We start from the raw sequence: 19,144 nt of genomic DNA, 5'->3' as shown, positions 1-19,144 counted from the left end.
AAACCTTTCGGCTACGCGTACCCGTACCCTCCCGGGGGCGCGACGAACGGAGATGCTTGTGGGTAAGGCCGGCAGGGGCGGTACGCGCGGCACGCGTGGTGGCAAGAAGAAGTCGATCTGGCAGGGCGTACCGCTGTGGGCGAAGCTCTGCACCATCTTCGGTGTGGTGCTGATGATGGTCAGCGGCACGTCGCTGGTGGGTGCCGAGGCGCTGATGGCCCGCTACGAGGGGGCGATCGGCAAGGCCGACCTCTTCGGTGACCAGGCGGCGGGCGAGGCCAAGAGCGACATCGAGGGCCCGCTGAACATCCTGCTGGTCGGCATCGATCCGGTCCGTGACGACCGGCCGCCGCTGAGCGACGCCATCATGATCCTGCACGTGCCGAAGGAGATGGACCGGGCGTACCTCTTCTCCCTGCCCCGGGACCTCTACGTCGAGATCCCCGCGTTCTCCAAGGCGAACTTCAACGGCAGCACCACCAAGCTGAACGCGGCGATGTCCTTCGGCAGCCGGGTGCCGGACGGGAAGCCGGACGCCGCACGCGGCTTCGAGCTGCTCGCCCTCACCGCGCAGAAGGTCACCGGGATCGAGCGCTTCGACGCCGGTGCGATCATCAACTTCTCCGGCTTCCAGAAGATCGTCGACGCGATGGGCGGCGTCACGATGAACATCGAGCGGGAGGTCCGCTCCCGGCACCGCCAGCCGGACGGCAAGCACCGTGAGGGTCGGCCCGGCGGTGGGGGCTACATCGGGCCGCAGGCGATCTACCCGAAGGGCAAGCAGCACCTCCAGGGGTGGCAGGCGCTGGACTACGTCCGCCAGCGCTACCCGGAGAACGGCGTGCCGGACGGCGACTACGGCCGGCAGCGGCACCAGCAGCAGTTCGTCAAGGCGATGGCCGGTCAGGCGCTCAGCGCCGACGTGGTGACCAACCCGGTGAAGTTGGACCGGGTGCTGCGGGCGGCCGGCGAGTCGCTGATCTTCAGTGGCCGTGGGCACAGCGTGATCGACTTCGGTCTCGCGCTCAAGGACATCCGGCCCGGCAACATCCAGATGATCAAGCTGCCGGGTGGCGGGATCATGGAGAACGGCAAGTACCTCGGTGAACGGTTCGAGCCCGAGGTGGACGATTTCTTCGTCGCACTGGAGCGGGAACTGCTCGACCCGTTCCTGCTCGAACACCCCAAGTTCGTCAACAAGGGCTGATCGCGGGCGTGGCTCCCGGCACCCGCATGAAGCACAGGTCAGAGGCGCGACTAGACTTTCCCCAATCCGCCGCCTCAGCAAGGAGACAGCGTGGCACAGCACCTTAAGGTCCAGCTCGTGGCCGTCGAGGAGAAGGTCTGGTCGGGCGAGGCCGAGATGGTCATGGCCCGCACCACCGAGGGGGAGCTGGGTGTTCTGCCGGGGCACGCGCCCCTGCTCGGCCAGCTCGCCGACTCCGGCCAGGTGCGCATCAAGCTGCCCGGCGGCGAGCAGGTCGTCTACGAGGTGGCCGGTGGCTTCCTCTCGGTGAACGAGCGGGGCGTGACCGTACTCGCCGAGACCGCGACCCCGGCCTCCGCCGCCCAGGGCAACTGAGCCGACCCGCCGATGGAGATCGTCGAAGGGATCGGAATCGGCGTCGCCGTGATCCTCGGCGCGATCCTGGTCCTCTTCGTCCGGCGGGCGCTGGTCACCCGCAGCGGAGGGATCATCCGGCTCAGTGTCCGGACCTCCACCATGCTCGACGGCCGTGGTTGGGCGCCCGGCTTCGGCCGCTTCGCGGGTGACGAGCTCCGCTGGTACCGGCTGGTGAGTTTCGCCGTACGCCCCAAGCGGGTGCTGTCCCGCGAGGGCCTGACCGTGGAACGACGACGGCTGCCCGAGGGGCAGGAACGAATGTCCATGCCGTCGGACTGGATCATTCTCCGGTGTAACTGCGGACATGCTCCGGTCGAGATCGCCATGGCGCGATCCACCGTCACCGGATTCCTCTCCTGGCTCGAGGCCGCCCCCCCGGGGGCGGCCTCGCCGCGTCTGGCCTCGTCGCAGGACTGGCCCGCAGCCTGATCCACCCCGTGCATCGTCGGCGCGCACCCCGTGCGTGCCGGGTCCGACCGTGTCCCGGTGTGTCGCCTCCGCCCGTCTGACCGGTTTCCGCGCCGACGTTTCAGTGCCACCACCGTGCCCGTGCGGTGGTGGCACATCTGTGCCAGATCTCGGCCCGGTGCCCGGTACGACCGCTTAGGGATCTTCCCATCATCGATATCCAGTGATATCAATCTCCGAACGTCCCCCTGCTACCCCCGGAGTACGACGTGCGGAGAACCCGTCTGGCGACGCTTGCCACGAGCATGGTCGTCGCCCTCGCCACCACCCTCAGCCTGACCGCCGCCCCCGCCCAGGCGGCACCGAGCGACCACTACGTGGCCCTCGGCGACTCGTACGCCTCCGGAGTGGGCGCCGGCAGCTACACCTCCGAGAGCGGCTCGTGCCAGCGCAGCACCGCCGCCTACCCGGCGCTCTACGCGGCCCGCGTCGCCCCCGCGTCCTACCGCTCGGTCGCCTGCTCGGGCGCCACCACCACCAGCGTGGTCAACACCCAGCTCTCGGCCCTGGCCAGCCGGACCACGCTGGTCAGCGTGACCGTCGGCGGCAACGACGTCGGGTTCGGCACCATCATGACCACCTGCGTGCTCCAGGGCACCACGGAGTGCGTCGCCGCGGTCGACGCGGCACAGGCCAAGGCGCGGGCCGACCTGCCGAGGCTGCTCCGCGCCGTCTACGACGGGATCAAGAGCCGGGCGCCGTCGGCCCGGGTGGTGGTCACCGGCTACCCGGTCTTCTATCAACTCGGCACGATCTGCGCGGGACTCAGCGCGACCTCCCGAACGAAGATCAACGAGGGCATCAACCTGGTGAACGACATCATCCGCACCGCCGCCCTGGCCGCCGGCTTCGCGTTCGCCGACGTCCGCTCCCAGTTCGTCGGCCACCAACTGTGCAGCTACGGGGAGAAGTGGCTGCACGCGCTGAACTTCGCCAACATCGGCATCTCCTACCACCCGACGGCGGCCGGCCAGTCCGGCGGGTACTACCCGGTCTTCCGTAACGTCGCCGGCTGAGCGGCAGCCCGTCCCGGTCGACAGGGCGGGGGTCACGGGGTGGCGGCGACCAGCTCCACCTCGTACCCCTGCCCGTCGGTCAGGTAGGCGGCGTACGTGTCGGGGCCGCCGGCGTACGGGTGGCGGTCGGGAAACAGCAGCGTCCAGCCGTACTCGGGGGCCGTGGCGACCAGGCGGTCGACGGCGGCCGGCGGACCGGCGTGGAAGGCCAGGTGGTTCAGGCCGGGCGCGAGACGGTCGTGCCGCTGCCCGGAGAGGGCGGGGGACTCCTCCAGCACCAGGTACGTCGGGCCGAGCCGCCAGGACCGACCGGCCGGCCACTCCTGGAAAGGGGTCCAGCCCAACTGGCCGAGGAGCCAGCCCCAACCGCGCATCGAGACGCCCAGGTCGGGTACCCAGACCTCCACGTGGTGCAGTGCTCCGAGCGTCACCGACCTCCGCCCGGAACCCATAGCACGTCTCCGTCCGGATTTGCCGTTCTTGCCAGAATAAAGAGTAGATCCGACAACCGGTTGAGATACTTTGCCGGGAGATGGCTGGTCCGGTCGGGGTCGTGTGCGACGAGGGCCCATGCCGACCGCTCGGCGCGCCGGGCGACGGTCCGCGCCGCGTGCAGCAGTGCCGCACCCGCGGTACCGCCGGGGAGGATGAAGGAGTCGAGCTTGCTCAGGCGCGCGTTGTGTTCGTCGCACCACCCTTCGAGGCGCTCGACGTACTCCTCGGTCACCCGCAGCGGCGGGTACTTCGGGTCCGGTTCGACCGGGGTGGACAGGTCCGCTCCCACGTCGAACAGGTCGTTCTGGATCGACCCCAGCACCGCTCGCAATCCGTCGTCGAGCCCGCCCAGAGCGAGCGCGACGCCGATCGTGGCGTTGCACTCGTCCACGTCGGCGTACGCGGCGATCCGTGGATCGTTCTTCGGCACCTGCTCGTTGTTGCTCAGCCTGGTCATGCCGGCGTCGCCGGCCTTGGTGTAGATGCGCGTGAGGTGGACGGCCATGACGCACAGCCTACGGATACCGGACCTGACGATCCCGACCCGGCCGACGGCCGGTACGGGCTGGTCCAGCGGGGTCGGCCCGGGTGACGCGGGCGACGCGGCGGTCGCCGACGTCGACGTCATCCGGGTACGCGGCGGCGCCCGGCTCGCCGGCACCGTGCACGTGGTCGGCGCGAAGAACTCCGCGTTGAAGCTGATGGCCGCCGCGCTGCTGGCGCCCGGCCGGACGGTGATCACCAACGTGCCCCGGATCACCGACATCGCCATCATGGGCGAGGTGCTGCGCCGTCTCGGCTGCGGCGTGCGCTTCGACGCCGACGAGCCGGTGGACCCGATGGTCGCCGTCGGCGGGGTGGCCCGGTCCCGTTCGGTCACCATCGACGTGCCGGAGCAGCCGGGCGTCGAGGCCGACTACGACCTGGTCCGTCGGCTGCGGGCCTCGATCTGCGTACTCGGGCCGCTGCTGGCCCGGCGCGGCTACGTCCGGGTGGCCCACCCGGGCGGTGACGCGATCGGCTCGCGCGGCCTGGACATGCACATCTCCGGGCTGACCCGGATGGGCGCCGACATCTCCGGCGAACACGGCTTCGTGATCGCCGCCGCGCCGGACGGCCTGCGGGGCGCGGAGATCACGCTGGACTTCCCGAGCGTCGGCGCGACCGAGAACCTGGTCATGGCGGCGGTGCTGGCGGAGGGCACCACCGTGATCGAGAACGCCGCCCGCGAGCCGGAGATCGTGGACATCTGCACCATGCTCCAACGGATGGGCGCGCTGATCGAGGGGGAGGGGACCTCCACGATCACCATCGTCGGCGTACCCCGGTTGCAGCCGGTCCGGCACGCCACGGTGGGCGACCGGATCGTCGCCGGGACCTGGGCCTTCGGCGCGGCGATGACCCGCGGCGACGTGACCGTGACCGGTCTCGACCCGGCCTTCCTGGAGGTCGCGCTGGACAAGGTGGTCGCGGCCGGCGGCCTGGTGGAGACGCGGCCGGACGCCTTCCGGGTACGCATGGACGACCGGCCCCGGGCGGTGGACGTGGTGACGCTGCCCTACCCGGGCTTCGCCACCGACCTGCTGCCGATGGCGATCGGACTCGCCGCGCTCAGCGAGGGCGCGTCCCTGATCACCGAGAACATCTTCGACGGCCGGTTCATGTTCGCCAACGAGATGATGCGGCTCGGCGCGGACATCAAGACCGACGGGCACCACGCGGTGGTACGCGGGCGCGACCGCCTCTCCGGCGCGCCGGTCCGCGCCACCGACATCCGGGCCGGCGCCGGACTGATCATCGCCGGGCTCTGCGCCGACGGGGTGACCGAGGTGTCGCATGTGCACCACGTCGACCGGGGGTATCCCGACTTCGTGGCCGACCTGCGGGCGCTCGGCATCGAGGTGGAGCGCGCCACCGCACCGGAGGAACCCGAACTGACCATCTGAGCGGCGGCTCTCCCTCCTTAGCCGTCGTTCAGTCTTGCCGACTAGGGTGCAGGCAGACACTCGAAATCGCAGCGAGGGAGGGACAGATGGCGGGTCGACTCGCGGTCGTGGGCGCCGGGCTGATGGGCTCCGGCATCGCACAGGTTGCGGCACAGGCGGGCTGGCAGGTGGTGCTGCGGGACCTGGACGACGCGGCCACCCGGCGTGGTCTGGACGGCATCCGTACGTCGCTGGGGAAGTTCGCGGAGAAGGGCAGGATCTCCGCCGCCGACGCCGAGGCGGCGCTGGGGCGGATCACGGCCACCACCGAACTGGAGGCGGCGGCCGACGCGGACATCGTGGTCGAGGCGGTCTTCGAGCGGCTGGAGATCAAGCACGAGGTGTTCCGCGCGCTGGACAAGATCTGCAAGTCCGACGCGGTGCTGGCCACCAACACCTCCGCCATCCCGGTCACCCAGATCGCGGCGGTCACCGAGCGGCCCGAGGCGGTCGTCGGCACCCACTTCTTCTCGCCGGTGCCGATGATGAAGCTCTGCGAACTGATCCGGGGCTACAAGACCAGCGACGTCACGCTCGACACGGCGAAGTCGTTCGCCGAGGAGATCGGCAAGACCGTGGTGGTGGTCAACCGGGACATCGCCGGCTTCGTCACCACCCGGCTGATCACCGCGCTGGCGATGGAGGCGGTCCGGCTGGTGGAGACCGGCGTGATCTCCGCCGAGGACCTCGACACCGCCTGCAAACTCGGCTTCGGGCACGCCATGGGGCCGCTCGCCACCGTCGACCTGACCGGCGTCGACGTGCTGCTCAACGCGACCCGCAACATCTACACCGACACCGGTGACGAGAAGTTCTTCCCGCCGGAGCTGCTCCAGCGCATGGCCACCGCCGGTGACCTGGGCCGCAAGACCGGCCAGGGCTTCTACTCGTACTGACCGGATGAAAGGAGGGGTCCCCTGCTAACGCCTCGTGTATAGCAGGGGACCCCTCTTAACGGCGCTGCTCGTCGAGGGCTGCCGGGCTGTTAGCAGGGGACCCCTGCTCTACCGCAGGCGTTAACAAGGTGCCCTTCCTTGCACCTCAGCCGTCGCGGCGGGTGGTCCAGCGGAAGGTGGTCAGGCAGAGGACCAGGCCGATCACGCACCAGGCGCCCAGCACCAGCGCGACCCGGGTCAGCTCGAACGAACCGCCGGGCTCGTTGGCGCCGAAGCTCTCCGGCAGGAAGACCGCCCGCAGTCCCTGGCACATCCACTTGAGCGGGAAGAGGGCCGCCACCTGCTGCATCCACGTCGGCAGGTTGGTGAAGACGAAGAACACCCCGGAGATGAACTGGAGCACCAGCGCGACCGGGGTGACCACGGCCGAGCCGCTGCGCGCGGTACGGGCCAGCGACGAGATCGCGATGCCGCAGAGGGTGCAGGCGGTGATGCCCAGCGCGCTGACCCAGCCGAAGGTGACCCAGGCCGTCGCGGTGCTCGGCAGGTTCAGGTCGAACAGCAGCACCGAGACGGTGAGCAGCAGGGCGGTCATCACCACGCCGGTCACCAGCACCATGATCACCTTGCCGGCGAACCAGACCCACTTCGGCATCGGCGTGCCCCGGTAGCGCTTGAGCACCCCCCGGTCCCGCTCGATCGGGATCCAGATGCCCAGGTTCTGGAAGCTGACCGTCATCAGGCCGGTGGCGATCATGCCGGTGATGAAGTACTGCGTGTAGCTGACGCCCTCGCCGAGGTCGCCGTCGAAGATCGAGGCGAAGATCAGCACCATGATGATCGGGAAGCCCAGCGTGAAGACGACGGACTCCCGGCTGCGTAGGAACTGCCGGATCTCCATGCGGCCCTGGCGCAGGGCGAGCGCGGTGGGGCCGAGACGGCGGGCGGCGGGGGCGGCGACCGGGGCGTCCGGTCTGGTGGTGGTGGTCATCAGTGTCCGATCATCCGCAGGTAGATGTCCTCCAGCGTGGGCCGGGTGACGGTCAGGCCGGGCACCTCGCCACCGAACCGCGCGGCCAACTCGGTCACCAGCGCCGTCGGCGTCGCGCTCTGCGCGCTCTCCGACGTGCCCTCCGGCGTACGCCAGGAGACCGTCGCCAGGGCCTCCTGGCGGTTGCCCAACTCGGCGGGTACGGCGACCTCGACCAGCCGGCCACCGGCGATGACGCCCACCCGGTCGGCGAGCGCCTCGGCCTCGTCCAGGTAGTGCGTGGTGAGCACGATGGTGGTGCCGGCCGCGGAGAGGTCCCGGATCAGCTCCCAGAACTCGCGGCGGGCCTCCGGGTCGAATCCGGTGGTCGGCTCGTCGAGGAAGAGCAGTTCGGGGCGGCCGATGATGCCCAGCGCCACGTCCAGGCGGCGCTTCTGCCCGCCGGAGAGGGTGTGCGTGCGGGCACCGGCCTTGGAGGTGAGTCCGACCCGCGCGATCACCTTGTCCGGGTCGTCACCGTGGGGGTAGAAGCCGGCGAAGTGGTGCACCACCTCGGCCACGGTCAGTTCGTCGAACTCGCCGGTGCCCTGGAGCACGATGCCGACCCGGCCCCGCCGGTCGCGGAGCGAGCGACCCGGTGCGCGGGGACCGCCCGCCCGGGAGCCGTTCGCCGAGGAGGGGTCGGTGCCCAGCACCCGGACCTCACCGGCGTCGCGCTGCCGGTAGCCCTCCAGGATCTCCACGGTGGTGGTCTTGCCCGCGCCGTTCGGCCCGAGGAGGGCGAACACCTCGCCCCGGTGGACGTCGAGGTCCAGATCGGCCACGGCGACGTTGTCGCCGTACGCCTTGCGCAGGCCCCTGACGTGGATCGCGACGTCGTCACTCATGCCGTCAAGTGTGCGGTGAGCCCGGGTCCGCCGTCCGCACCGGGGGTGGTGGTTCCTCCCCGTCACGGACCTGTCGGACCCGGGCGTCACCGTCGTCGCGCTGTGCGTTTCTGCACAATCCCGGGTCGGTACGTCCGGCGGACGCCGCCCCGGGCGGTGGATCAGCGGTGGCTGTACGTCATGCAGTCGGCCATGTCGGCGTCCGGGCCGACCTTGATCGACGGGGCCTGGCACTCCAACTGCTCGTTGTGTCGACAGTCGGCCCGCTGGCAGGCGCCCACCTGGGCCACCTGGCCGTCGATGCCGGCGCGGACGGCCGGCATCTCGATGAACGTGTGGCAGTGCGCGTGGTCCATGCTGCCGATCGTGATGGCGAAGGCGTTGCAGTCGCCGGTGTGGTTGTACGCGCAGGCGGACACCACGCACTCCTGGACCCGGGGCATCTCCATCGCTGCGGTCATGACCCAACCTCCTCCGTGGAATTTGCCCTAATTTTAGGCTTTCGGAGGGCTCGTCAGGACCGGTTCACCGGTAGTCAGGGGCAGACGCGCCACTCGCCGTCCTCGCGGACCAGGCTGATCGACTCGTTCGTCTCGCCGTTGGCGGTCTCCAGGCGAACCGACGCGGCGCCGGTGGTCCGGCCGTTGTTGGTGGAGACCCGCATCCCGGTGATGTCGTACTCCACCAGTTTCGGCATCGTCTGTTGTTGCAGGGCGAACTCGTCCGCCGTGACCTGGTCGCGTTGCCGCTGGCAGAGACGCTCGTAGGCGCGCTGGTGGTCACCGTCCCGGAGGGCGTCCAGATACTCGCCGGTGGCGCTGCGGGCCGGGCCGACCGCGTCCTGCACGGTCTGGTAGAGGAACCAGCCGCCGACCGCACCGCCCAGGCAGCAGAGGGCGACGACCACCCCCACCACGACGAGCACGATCCGCAGCGGGCGGTTGTTGCGGGGCGGGACCGGAGTCGGGTGGTACGTCATGCGGGGCAGCGTAGATCCACTACGCAACCAGTCGGCCCTGCGTGCCCGGCATCAGACCCGGAAGCCCGCGTCCCGGGCGGCCTGACGCTCCCGGCGTCGGTCCGCGCGTCGGCGCAGGAACCAGGGTAGGTAGCAGGCGAACGCGACCAGGAACACCAGCACCAGCACCGGCAGCACGATCGCCACCAGGGACATCACCACGCTGGTCGCGTCCTCGGCGGTGCTCGCCACCGGAGCGCCGAAACCGGCCGTGGTCGCGTTGATGACCGGCCGTGCGGCGGACTTGAGCAGGTGTACGCCGAGCGCGATCAACACCCCGACGACGACCGGCAGCCACTGGCCGCCCTCGGCGAAGAAGCTGTCCGGGTTGCTGACCGTCACCGTCTCCGAGCCGGAGCCGGCACCGAAGGCCAGCCCACCGGCGGTCGGGCGGACCACCGTCTGCACCACGTCGTTGACGTGGTCCACCACCGGGACCTTGTCCGCGACGACCTCGACGACGAGCAGCACGGCGAGGATGCCGAGCACCCAGTCGTTGCCGAGCCACTGCCAGCCGCCGGGCAGGTCGATGACGCTGGTGAAACGGGCCAGCCCGCCCATCAGCAGCAGTGGGATGTAGGCGTTGAGCCCCGCCGAGGCGGCGAGGCCGGTACCGGTCAGAACTTCGAGCACCATCTCAGCATGGCACCGGCGCGCCAGTGCCGCTCGGCGGCGATGCCCGGCGTCTCCGCTACCCTCGTCGGGTGCGGTTGGTGATTGCGAAATGCTCGGTGGACTATGTCGGACGCCTCTCGGCCCACCTGCCGCCGGCCACCCGGCTGCTGATGGTGAAGGCGGACGGGTCGGTGTCCATCCACGCCGACGACCGGGCCTACAAGCCGTTGAACTGGATGAGCCCGCCCTGTCGGCTGGAGGAGGCGCCCGGGGTGTGGCGGGTGGTCAACAAGGCCGGCGAGGAGCTGCGGATCACCCTGGAGGAGATCTTCCAGGACACCTCGTACGAACTCGGTGTCGACCCGGGGCTGCGCAAGGACGGGGTGGAGGCGCACCTGCAGGAGCTGCTGGCCGCCAACCCGGAGACGCTGGGCGAGGGCTACACGCTGGTCCGCCGCGAGTACATGACCGCCATCGGACCGGTCGACCTGCTCTGCCGCGACGCCGAGCAGGGCACGGTCGCGGTCGAGGTGAAGCGCCGGGGCGAGATCGACGGCGTCGAGCAGCTCACCCGCTACCTCGAACTGCTCAACCGTGATCCGCTGCTCGCCCCGGTGGCCGGCGTCTTCGCGGCGCAGGAGATCAAGCCGCAGGCCCGGGTGCTCGCCCGGGATCGCGGCATCCGGTGCGTGGTGGTCGACTACGACCGGCTGCGCGGCATCGAGCGCGACGAGCTGACCCTCTTCTGACGGTCGGCCCGGAACTCCCGGGCCGCCGCCGGTCCGGCGGCCCTGAGCGCGGTCAGACGGTGCGTTGGCGGGGGATCGTGGTGCGGACCGCGATCAGCGACTTGGGCAGGCCGCCGACCCGCTCCACCAGGATGCGGGACTGCGGGAAGTAGTGCCGCATCTGGGACCGGTCCAGCAACTCGGTCCAGAGCACCTGGTGGATGGCCGCGTCGTGGGTGTGGGTGGCCTTGTGCCCGAGCGGCCACCGCCGGGCGACCGCGGTGCGCAGACGTACCGGCAGGAACTGCATGCCCGGGGCGATCCAGTGCGGCTCGATCGGGAAGTAGCGGTACGGCGTCTGCACCCAGTGCCGCTCGGCCAGCGTGTGCACCGCCTCGGCGAACCGCAGCCGGCGCTCGTGCCCACCCACGTGTTCCAGCACCGAGTTGGAGAAGACCAGGTCGTAGCGGCGCGCGGTGAGGTGGGCCGGCAGGTCGCAGGCGTCGGCCTGGTCGACCTCGGCCCACTCGGGCATGTCCACGGCGGGGCGCTCCAGATTGACCACGTGTACGCGGGCCGGTCGGACCGCCGCCCGGGTCCAGGTGCCGAGGCGTCCACCAAGGTCGATCACGTGCATCTCGGACAGTCGGGGGAACGTCCGGAGCAGCCATTCGGCGCGGCGTTGGCGTTGCCGCGCGGCCCATGAGCCGTCCTTGTCCACGAGATGGAAACGCAATCGATGGGGGCGCATTTAACGGAATGTACCGTCGCGGCTACCGATGCTAAACCTCTGTCCCGTATCGAAGCCGACGATGATCGGTCTTCCGACAGCGGCGGGTTCCGGACCCTGCGTTCACCTGCCGTAGAGCATCTTGACCGCTTTGACGAGTCGGGCCACGTCAGCGGGGGTGCGGTCGAACGTGGTCGACGGCAGCAGCGTCCGGCCCCGGCGGCGGGTCACCGCCTTGGCCCGTCCGAACTCGCGCAGCCCGTCCTCGCCGTGGATGCGGCCGAACCCCGACTCGCCGACCCCGCCGAACGGGAGGGTGGACATCCCGGCGAAGGTGAGCGCCGAGTTGATCGACGCCATGCCGGAGCGCAGCCGACGGGCGATCGCCACCGCCCGACGCCGCCCGAAGACCGAGCCACCCAGGCCGTAGGGCAGGGCGTTGGCCCGCGCGAGCGCTTCGTCCGCGTCCCGTACCCGGTTGACGGTCAGCGTCGGCCCGAACGTCTCCTCGCGTACGGCGGCGGAGTCCTCCGGCACGTCCACCAGTACGGTCGGGTACGCGTACGGCGGCCGTACCGCGTCCCGGCCGCCGAGGGCGGCACGCCCGCCCCGGGTCAGCGCGTCGTCGATGTGCCGCCGGATCACGTCGAGCTGGCTGGGCATGGTGATCGGGCCGACGTCGGCGTCGTCCGGGCCCACGGTCAGGCGACCCGCGCGCTCGACCACCTTGTCGAGGAACGCGTCGAAGACCGGCTCCACCGCGTAGACCCGCTCGATGCCGATGCAGGTCTGGCCGGCGTTGGTCATCGCACCCCAGACGGCGGCCTCGGCGGCGGCGTCCAGGTCGGCGTCGGTGTCGACGATCATCGCGTCCTTGCCGCCGGCCTCCAGCAGCACCGGGGTCAGCGACTCAGCGCAGGCCGCCATCACCTTTTTCGCGGTCGCCGTGGAGCCGGTGAAGGCGAGCTTGTCGACCCCGGACCGGCACAGTGCCGCGCCCACGTCACCGAGGCCGTGCACCGCGCCGAACACCGGCTGCTCGGGCACCACCTCGGTGAACGTGTCGACCAGCCACTGGCCGACGACCGGGGTGTACTCGCTCGGCTTGAGGATCACCGCGTTGCCGGCGGCCAGCGCGTACGCGGCGGAGCCGATGGGGGTGAAGACCGGATAGTTCCACGGCCCGATCACCCCGACCACCCCGTAGGGCTGGTACTCCAAGTGGGCCGAGAACTCGGCCAGGATGAGCCGGGAGCGGACCCGGCGGGCGCCGAGCACCCGGCGGGCGTTGTTCGCGGCCCAGTCGACGTGCTCGACGGCGGACACGATCTCCACCAGCGCGTCGGCGACCGGCTTGCCGCCCTCGGCGTGGACCAGCTCCGCCAACGTCTCCATCCGCTGCGCGAGCAGTCGCCGCCAGCGCAGCAGCCGCTCCCGCCGGCCGTCGAAGCCGAGTCCGGCCCACCACAGGCCGGCGGTCCGGGCGGTCGAGACGGCGCGCTCGACGTCGACCGTGGTGGCGACCGGTACGCGGCCCGCCTCGTCACCGGTGGCCGGATTGGTCGAGATCAGGAGGTCGCCCTCGATCACGGGGGTTCCGGGGCGGTGCTGAGCCGTCATGGCGGAAGTCTAGACCCGAATATTACTCACAGGTAGGGGAGTGGTGCGGTGCTGAACCGGCTGGGCGGCGGATGGTTGAATCGGACTGAGCAGCAGTTTCCGCCGGGCGGCCGGCGCCCTGTCCACCGAAAGGGCCGAACGGAAGGTGTCCGGCCGGTTACTCGGTGGTGACTGGCTGGGTGGTGAAGGTGGCCGCCCGGTGGTGGCAGGCTGACGCGGGGGGTGGCCGCGCGGGGTGGAGGTCCGACTGTCCATGGAGGAATATCCGCAACTGATGCCGCTGCTGACAGTGGCCGCCGGGCCCATGCGCGGGCTCGGATTCCGGCTACGTCGCCAGCCGCAGGTGATCGGCCGGGACCCGGCGGTCGACATCGTCGTGCACGACCCGCATCTGAGTCGTCGGCACGCCGAGATCTGGCTGGCCGGTGAGGGAGTGTCCCTGGTGGACCTCGGCTCGACCAACGGCACCTGGGTGAACGAACGCCGGATCACCGAGCTGACCCGGCTCAGCGACGGCGACGTGATCCGGATCGGTCGTACCGACCTGCGCTTCTTCGATCCCGGGTTGGCCCGCACCGATCCGGTGGGATTCAGCTTCGGGGTGCCGCGCCAGGAACGGCGGCCGACCCTGCCACTGCCGGCGGCACCCTCCACGGCCGCCATCACCGGCGGTTCCTGACCTCTTCCCGGACGCGGTGACAAACCCCACCGCGTCTGGACAGGCCCACGCCACGTGGCAGACTCGCGCGCATGACCTGAGCGACCGTTAACGTCCGGTCGCCGGTAACGCGGACAAGGGGAGGACGGGCGTGGCGCGCGAGTTCACCAGCGTGGGTGTGGTGGGTCTGGGCACCATGGGTGCCGGCATCGTCGAGGTCTTCGCCCGCAACGGTGTCGACGTGGTGGCCGTCGAGATCACCGGGGACGCCCTGGAGCGGGGTCGGGCCACGCTGACCGGCTCGACGGACCGGGCGGTGGCCAAGGGTCGGCTCGCCGCCGTCGACCGGGACGCGTTGCTCGGGCGGGTCACCTTCGCCGTCGGGCTGGACGCGCTGGACGCGGTCGACCTGGTGATCGAGGCGGTGCCCGAGCGACTCGACCTGAAGCGACGACTCTTCGCCGACCTGGACCGGATCTGCAAGCCCGGAGCCGTCCTCGCCACCAACACCTCCTCGCTGAGCGTCACCGAGATCGCCGTCGCCACCGACCGGCCCGAACAGGTGATCGGTATCCACTTCTTCAATCCGGCACCGGTGATGAAGCTGGTCGAGGTCGTGCGTACGGTCGTCACCGCCGACGACGTGGTGGCCGACGTGGAGGCGCTCTGCGCGCGGCTCGGCAAGGTCGACGTCACCATCGGCGACCGCGCCGGTTTCGTCGCCAACGCGCTGCTCTTCGGCTACCTCAACCACGCCGTCACGATGGTCGAGGCCCGGTACGCCACCCGCGAGGACATCGACGCCGCGATGAAGCTCGGCGGCGGACTGCCGATGGGCCCGCTGGCCCTGATGGACCTGATCGGGCTGGACACGTCGTACGAGGTCCTGGACACCATGTATCGCCGGGGTGGTCGGGACCGCCGCCACAGCCCGGCGCCACTGCTGCGGCAGATGGTGACCGCCGGTCTGCTCGGACGGAAGTCCGGCCGGGGCTTCTACACCTACGAGCGGCCCGGCTCCGGCACCGTCGTACCCGACGCGCGGACGCCGGCCCCGGCGGCGCAGCCGGTCGACCCGGTACGCACCGTCGGCGTGGTCGGAGCAGGCGCGTCAGCGCACCGGCTCGTCGCGGTGTTCGCCGCCGCCGGATACCAGGTCGTCGCGGTCGACGCCGAATCCGGGGACCCGGCGACGGCCGGCGCGGCGGTGCGGCGCCTACTGGACGAGAAGGCGGCCCAGGACCGGCTCGGTGCAGCCGACCGCGACGCCGCCCTCGGCCGGATCACCTGGTCGACGGCTCGCACCGCGCTGGCCGACGCCGACCTGGTGGTCGAGGCGGTGGCCGACGACCTCGACACCAAGAAGGCGCTGCTCGCCGAGTTGGACGCGATCTGCAAGCCGGGCGCCGTGCTGGCCACCACCACCTCCGTGCTGCCGGTGATCGACCTGGCGATGGCGACCGGGCGTCCGGACGAGGTGGTGGGCCTGCACTTCGTCCACCCGGGCGCGGAGACCCCGGTGGTGGAGATCGTCCGGACGATCCGGACCTCGGCGGCGGTCGTCGACACGGCGCGGGCCGTCTGCGCCACCCTGGGACGGACCGGGGTGGTCTGCGACGACCGGGCCGGTTTCATCGTCAACGCGCTGTTGTTCCCGTACCTCAACGACGCGGTGCGGATGCTGGAGGCCGGCTACGCCGGCACCGACGACGTCGACCACGCGATGAGGCTCGGCTGTGGCTACCCGACCGGCCCGTTCGCCCTGCTCGACGCGATCGGCCTGGACGTGGCGCTGGCCGTGCAGCGGCGGTTGTACGGGGAACTGCGCGACCCTGGCTTCGCCCCGGCCCCACTGCTGGAACAGTTGGTGACCGCCGGTCACCTCGGCGACCGCACCGGACGCGGCTTCCGCTCGATGTAAGGAAGGGCACCTTACTAACGCCTGCGGTATAGGAAGGGTCCCCTCCTTACACGCAACCCCCGCCGGGCGACGAGAAGCGCCGTGCCCACGGCCTTTACGCTGGGTGACGTGAGCCCTCGTCGCAACCGTCCCCGCCGTGACGACGACACGCGTCTGGACGCCGATCGTGCCCGGCACGGGGTCGCCTCGGTGCAGCAGTGGCGGGACGGCGACTGGCAGGTACGCGCGATAAGCGGCGGCGGGTCCACCAAGACGTACCGCTGCCCCGGCTGCGACCAGGAGATCCGGCCCGGCGTGGCGCACCTGGTCGCCTGGCCGGCCGACGACCGGGGCGACCTGACCGACCGGCGGCACTGGCACACCGGCTGCTGGCGCGCCCGGGACCGGCGGACACCGGGCGTCCAGCGGGGTCGCGGCGCCCCCCGCTACGGCTGAACGCCGCCCCGCCCGAGCGCCAAGACGCCCGAGCGCCAAGACGCCCGAGCGCCAAGACGCCCGAGCGCCAAGACGCCCGAGCGCCGCCCCGCCCGTCGCTGGGACGCCGAAGACGCCCGGGCGCCGAGACGCTGAGGCGTCCGGCATCCGTACCCGCCTTCCGGCGATCTTTGTCACCTGCCCGCGCGGGCGCGACGGTGGGACGGGAGGATGGAGGGGTGAGTGCACCCATTCGCGCGTCGTCGATCCTGCCCGGCCGCCGGGAGGACATCGAGCTGCACACCGCCGACGGTCTGCGGCTGGTCGGTGAGCTGGCCCGCCCCGTCGACCGCGAGCCGGTGGCCACCCTGGTCTGCCTGCACCCGCTGCCCACGCACGGCGGGATGATGGACAGCCACGTGTTCCGCAAGGCCGCCTGGCGGCTGCCGGCCCTGGCCGACCTGGCCGTGCTGCGGTTCAACACCCGGGGCACCAGCAGCGTACGCGGCACCAGCGAGGGCAGCTTCGACTCGGCCGTCGGCGAGCGGTACGACGTGGCCGCCGCCATCGAGTACGCCGAGTTCCACGAGCTGCCGAACATCTGGCTGCTGGGCTGGTCGTTCGGCACCGACCTGGTGCTCAAGTACGGCGGCGACCCGGCCGTGTCCGGCGCGATCCTGCTCTCTCCGCCGCTGCGCTTCTCCGAGCCGGCCGACCTGGCGCACTGGGCCGAGTTCGGCCGACCACTGACCGCGTTGGTGCCGGAGTTCGACGACTACCTCCGCCCCGAGCAGGCCCGCGAGCGGTTCGCCGCAGTGCCGCAGGCCGAGGTGGTCGGGGTACCGGGCGCGAAGCACCTCTGGGTCGGCGACGCCGAGACGGTGCTGGACGAGGTGGTCCGGCGGGTCAACCCGGCGGCGTCGGTGCCGCTGCCGACGACCTGGGACGGACCGATGGAGACCGGCGACGCCAGCGCGTACGCCGACCGCACGGTGGCCGCCTTCGCCGACATCCCGGTCACCGGCCCGGAACAGCGTCGCGCAGACTGAGCCCCGCCGGTCAGCGGCGGTCCTGGCGGGGGATCACCACCTCGCGTAGGACGATCTGGATCGCGGCCACCGTCGGGATGGCGATCAGCGCGCCGATCACGCCGAGCAGCGACACCCCGAGGAGCGCGGCGACCAGCGCCGCCACCTCGTTGACGTGCACCGACCGGCGCATGATCTTGGGGTAGAACAGGTAGTTCTCGATCTGCTGATAGATCACGAAGAACACCACGCAGGCGATGCCGACGGACGGATCGGTGGCGAACCCGACGAGGCTGACGACCACCGCGCCGAGCGTCGCGCCGATCTGTGGGATGAGATCCGTGATCGCCACGACCACGGCCAGCGCGAACGGATAGGGCAGGCCCACCGCGAGCGCGAAGACGAAGGCGGCGACACCGGCCAGCACCGCGATGGAGAGCGCACCGACCATGTACGCGCCGACCTTGGTCAACATCTCGTCGCCGATGAGTTGCACCCGCTCCCGGCGCGAGCGCGGCACCAGGGCGTACGCGAGGTCGCGCATCCGGTCGAAGTAGACCAGGAAATAGATGGTCAGCACCAGCACGGTGAGCACCCGGAAGATCGTGCCGAAGAGGAACTGGGCCCCACCGAGCACGCCGCCGAGCGCCCGACCGACCACGTCCGCACTGGCCAGCTCCTGCGCCCGCCGCATCAGGTCGAAGCGCTCCACCAGGTCGTTGACCGTCTCGTTGCGGCGCAACGACTCCAGGTAACTCGGCAACTGGTCGAGGAACTGGGTCAACTGGGTCAGGACCGGGGGTACCAGGGCCAGCACGCCCCCGCTCAGCAGCGCCACCACGACGAGCGCCACGATCGCCACGGCCAGGCCGCGCGGCACCCCCCACGACCGCAGGCGGACCACCGCCGGGTGCAGGCCCACCGCGAGGAACAACGCGATGACCACCAGCACGACCATCCCGGCCGCGTTGCGCAGACCCAGATAGACGGCGTACGCGAGCAGCACGCCGAGCGCACCGGTGAACCCGACCAGGAAGCTGTTGCGCCGTAGCGGTCGCCCCGGCGTACCGAACCGACCCGCCTCGGGGTGCGGATCGTGCGCCGGGCCCACCGCCGACGTCTCCGGCGTGGCCCGCGTGGCCGACCTTCCCGGCGTGGCCCCGGCCGCCACCGGCCGGTCCGTCGTGCCGTGCACCGCCGCCGGGTCGCGCTCGTCGTGGGAGCCGGTCGTCCCGGCCCCGTGCCGTCCCGGCGGAGCCTGCTCCGCCCGGGGCTGTGCCGTCGCGGACCGCTTCGCGCCGGGATCGTCGGACCTCGGCTGCTCCACTGCGGACTGCTCCGGCTCGTCCTGCGCCACTCGGCCTCCCCGCTCAGACCTCGACCGCTGCTGCCGGAACCGTGACGACCCGTTCAGGCGTCTGCCGGCCGGCCAGCATGACCGGCACGCTACTGCACCGGCGGGTCAGTCCGATCGCGGGTGGAGGCTCCGAGAACGTATCTCCGCCTTCGGTCGGAGCCGGTCCGGTGCCGGGGACGTCCCGGCACCGGTCTGCGGCGGCCGTGCCCGGTCGCGGTGGGGCGCTCCTGGCCGACCTCGGTCTGCGGCGGCGGGCTGCGGTGGCCGTGCCTGGTCGCGGTCTGCGGCGGTCCTGGCCGACCTCGGTCTGCGGCGGCGGGTGGCCGGGCTCAGCGGCTCAGTGCTGTCTGACCTGCCGGATGAACGAGCGCCAGGTTTGCGGCGCGAACGCGAGCACCGGGCCCTGCCGGTCCTTGCTGTCACGGACCGCGACCACGCCGGGCAGGTTGTCGGCCACCTCCACGCAGTCGGTGTTGCCGCTGCGGCTGGCGGTGCGCCAGGTCGCGCCGTTCAGGTCCATGACTTCGCCACCCTGTCGAGGAGTTCGATCGACTGCTGGCGGGACAGTGCCTCGTTGCGCACCGTCTCCCAGCGCGCCAACAGCGTAGCCAGGTCCGCCTCGCTGTCGGTCGAAGTTACGGTCCGTTGGTTGGCCCCGAAATCGGACGCTGTTCGACCGGTCCGTCGCCTGGG

Annotated in this window: 22 protein-coding genes; 11 read left to right on the top strand and 11 right to left on the bottom strand. The window is 71.1% G+C overall.

Going from position 1 to position 19,144, the window contains the following annotated elements; translation table 11 throughout:
• Positions 1 to 52: 52 nt before the first annotated feature.
• The 4 genes from ACQVFL_RS24840 to ACQVFL_RS24825 all read left to right on the top strand — a co-directional run bounded on the left by ACQVFL_RS24840 (position 53) and on the right by ACQVFL_RS24825 (position 3,108).
• Positions 53 to 1,207, top strand: coding sequence for an LCP family protein (locus ACQVFL_RS24840; RefSeq protein ID WP_396690743.1), 1,155 nt, complete (start codon positions 53 to 55; stop codon positions 1,205 to 1,207).
• 90 nt (positions 1,208 to 1,297) lie between these two features.
• Positions 1,298 to 1,582, top strand: a complete 285-nt coding sequence (locus ACQVFL_RS24835; RefSeq protein ID WP_396690745.1) for a F0F1 ATP synthase subunit epsilon — start codon at positions 1,298 to 1,300, stop codon at positions 1,580 to 1,582.
• 12 nt (positions 1,583 to 1,594) lie between these two features.
• A complete protein-coding gene (locus ACQVFL_RS24830) occupies positions 1,595 to 2,053 on the top strand; it encodes a DUF2550 domain-containing protein (protein WP_350692419.1) in 459 nt (152 codons plus the stop codon).
• A 248-nt stretch (positions 2,054 to 2,301) separates the two neighbouring features.
• Complete coding sequence (locus ACQVFL_RS24825; RefSeq protein WP_396690747.1) at positions 2,302 to 3,108, top strand: SGNH/GDSL hydrolase family protein; 807 nt, start codon at positions 2,302 to 2,304, stop codon at positions 3,106 to 3,108.
• Between the two features lie 32 nt (positions 3,109 to 3,140).
• Here ACQVFL_RS24825 and ACQVFL_RS24820 read toward each other — a convergent pair whose 3' ends face one another.
• Both ACQVFL_RS24820 and ACQVFL_RS24815 read right to left on the bottom strand, forming a co-directional pair.
• Positions 3,141 to 3,560, bottom strand: a complete 420-nt coding sequence (locus ACQVFL_RS24820; protein WP_396690749.1) for a VOC family protein — start codon at positions 3,558 to 3,560, stop codon at positions 3,141 to 3,143.
• Positions 3,536 to 4,108, bottom strand: coding sequence for a cob(I)yrinic acid a,c-diamide adenosyltransferase (locus tag ACQVFL_RS24815; protein ID WP_431727713.1), 573 nt, complete (start codon positions 4,106 to 4,108; stop codon positions 3,536 to 3,538). The genes ACQVFL_RS24820 and ACQVFL_RS24815 overlap by 25 nt, the downstream gene beginning before the upstream one ends.
• Between ACQVFL_RS24815 and murA the strand changes: the two genes are divergently transcribed.
• Both murA and ACQVFL_RS24805 read left to right on the top strand, forming a co-directional pair.
• Positions 4,107 to 5,549 (top strand): UDP-N-acetylglucosamine 1-carboxyvinyltransferase, encoded by a 1,443-nt coding sequence (gene murA, locus ACQVFL_RS24810; RefSeq protein WP_431727712.1) that lies wholly within the window; start codon positions 4,107 to 4,109, stop codon positions 5,547 to 5,549. The genes ACQVFL_RS24815 and murA overlap by 2 nt on opposite strands.
• 86 nt (positions 5,550 to 5,635) lie before the next feature.
• Complete coding sequence (locus tag ACQVFL_RS24805) at positions 5,636 to 6,484, top strand: 3-hydroxyacyl-CoA dehydrogenase family protein (RefSeq protein WP_396690755.1); 849 nt, start codon at positions 5,636 to 5,638, stop codon at positions 6,482 to 6,484.
• A 145-nt stretch (positions 6,485 to 6,629) separates the two neighbouring features.
• On the opposite strand, the gene ACQVFL_RS24800 is transcribed toward ACQVFL_RS24805, so the two are convergent.
• The 5 genes from ACQVFL_RS24800 to ACQVFL_RS24780 all read right to left on the bottom strand — a co-directional run bounded on the left by ACQVFL_RS24800 (position 6,630) and on the right by ACQVFL_RS24780 (position 10,013).
• The gene (locus tag ACQVFL_RS24800) at positions 6,630 to 7,475 is read right to left on the bottom strand and encodes an ABC transporter permease (RefSeq protein WP_396690757.1); all 846 of its coding nucleotides are present in this window, start codon (positions 7,473 to 7,475) and stop codon (positions 6,630 to 6,632) included.
• Complete coding sequence (locus ACQVFL_RS24795) at positions 7,475 to 8,362, bottom strand: ABC transporter ATP-binding protein (RefSeq protein WP_431727711.1); 888 nt, start codon at positions 8,360 to 8,362, stop codon at positions 7,475 to 7,477. Before ACQVFL_RS24795 ends, ACQVFL_RS24800 begins: the two co-directional genes overlap by 1 nt.
• Positions 8,363 to 8,523: 161 nt before the next feature.
• Positions 8,524 to 8,823 carry a DUF1540 domain-containing protein gene (locus ACQVFL_RS24790; RefSeq protein ID WP_396690760.1) on the bottom strand — a complete coding sequence of 100 codons (300 nt, stop codon included), beginning with the start codon at positions 8,821 to 8,823 and terminating at the stop codon, positions 8,524 to 8,526.
• A gap of 74 nt (positions 8,824 to 8,897) precedes the next feature.
• Complete coding sequence (locus tag ACQVFL_RS24785; protein WP_431727710.1) at positions 8,898 to 9,341, bottom strand: DUF4878 domain-containing protein; 444 nt, start codon at positions 9,339 to 9,341, stop codon at positions 8,898 to 8,900.
• A gap of 51 nt (positions 9,342 to 9,392) precedes the next feature.
• Positions 9,393 to 10,013, bottom strand: a complete 621-nt coding sequence (locus tag ACQVFL_RS24780) for a DUF4126 domain-containing protein (RefSeq protein WP_396691014.1) — start codon at positions 10,011 to 10,013, stop codon at positions 9,393 to 9,395.
• 71 nt (positions 10,014 to 10,084) lie between these two features.
• Between ACQVFL_RS24780 and nucS the strand changes: the two genes are divergently transcribed.
• The gene (nucS, locus tag ACQVFL_RS24775; RefSeq protein WP_350692403.1) at positions 10,085 to 10,744 is read left to right on the top strand and encodes an endonuclease NucS; all 660 of its coding nucleotides are present in this window, start codon (positions 10,085 to 10,087) and stop codon (positions 10,742 to 10,744) included.
• A gap of 52 nt (positions 10,745 to 10,796) precedes the next feature.
• Here nucS and ACQVFL_RS24770 read toward each other — a convergent pair whose 3' ends face one another.
• Positions 10,797 to 11,474, bottom strand: coding sequence for a methyltransferase domain-containing protein (locus ACQVFL_RS24770; protein ID WP_396690764.1), 678 nt, complete (start codon positions 11,472 to 11,474; stop codon positions 10,797 to 10,799).
• Between the two features lie 102 nt (positions 11,475 to 11,576).
• A complete protein-coding gene (locus ACQVFL_RS24765) occupies positions 11,577 to 13,073 on the bottom strand; it encodes an aldehyde dehydrogenase family protein (RefSeq protein WP_431727709.1) in 1,497 nt (498 codons plus the stop codon).
• 274 nt (positions 13,074 to 13,347) lie between these two features.
• Here ACQVFL_RS24765 and ACQVFL_RS24760 point away from each other — a divergent pair, with 274 nt between their 5' ends.
• The 4 genes from ACQVFL_RS24760 to ACQVFL_RS24745 all read left to right on the top strand — a co-directional run bounded on the left by ACQVFL_RS24760 (position 13,348) and on the right by ACQVFL_RS24745 (position 17,115).
• Positions 13,348 to 13,752, top strand: a complete 405-nt coding sequence (locus ACQVFL_RS24760) for an FHA domain-containing protein (RefSeq protein WP_396690768.1) — start codon at positions 13,348 to 13,350, stop codon at positions 13,750 to 13,752.
• A 130-nt stretch (positions 13,753 to 13,882) separates the two neighbouring features.
• Complete coding sequence (locus ACQVFL_RS24755; RefSeq protein ID WP_431727708.1) at positions 13,883 to 15,652, top strand: 3-hydroxyacyl-CoA dehydrogenase family protein; 1,770 nt, start codon at positions 13,883 to 13,885, stop codon at positions 15,650 to 15,652.
• Positions 15,653 to 15,760: 108 nt separating this feature from the next.
• Positions 15,761 to 16,087 (top strand): hypothetical protein, encoded by a 327-nt coding sequence (locus ACQVFL_RS24750; protein WP_431727707.1) that lies wholly within the window; start codon positions 15,761 to 15,763, stop codon positions 16,085 to 16,087.
• A gap of 218 nt (positions 16,088 to 16,305) precedes the next feature.
• Positions 16,306 to 17,115 (top strand): alpha/beta hydrolase, encoded by an 810-nt coding sequence (locus tag ACQVFL_RS24745; RefSeq protein ID WP_396690772.1) that lies wholly within the window; start codon positions 16,306 to 16,308, stop codon positions 17,113 to 17,115.
• A 10-nt stretch (positions 17,116 to 17,125) separates the two neighbouring features.
• On the opposite strand, the gene ACQVFL_RS24740 is transcribed toward ACQVFL_RS24745, so the two are convergent.
• Both ACQVFL_RS24740 and ACQVFL_RS24735 read right to left on the bottom strand, forming a co-directional pair.
• On the bottom strand, positions 17,126 to 18,205 hold the full coding sequence (locus tag ACQVFL_RS24740; RefSeq protein WP_396691018.1) for an AI-2E family transporter: 1,080 nt from the start codon (positions 18,203 to 18,205) through the stop codon (positions 17,126 to 17,128).
• A 583-nt stretch (positions 18,206 to 18,788) separates the two neighbouring features.
• Positions 18,789 to 18,971, bottom strand: coding sequence for a DUF397 domain-containing protein (locus ACQVFL_RS24735; protein WP_396690774.1), 183 nt, complete (start codon positions 18,969 to 18,971; stop codon positions 18,789 to 18,791).
• Between the last annotated feature and the right edge of the window lie 173 nt (positions 18,972 to 19,144).

This window comes from Verrucosispora sp. TAA-831 (genome assembly GCF_050780145.1).
GTDB lineage: Bacteria > Actinomycetota > Actinomycetes > Mycobacteriales > Micromonosporaceae > Micromonospora.
Note: the sequence above shows the minus strand (reverse complement) of the source record. Positions and strands in the feature narration are given on the sequence as shown.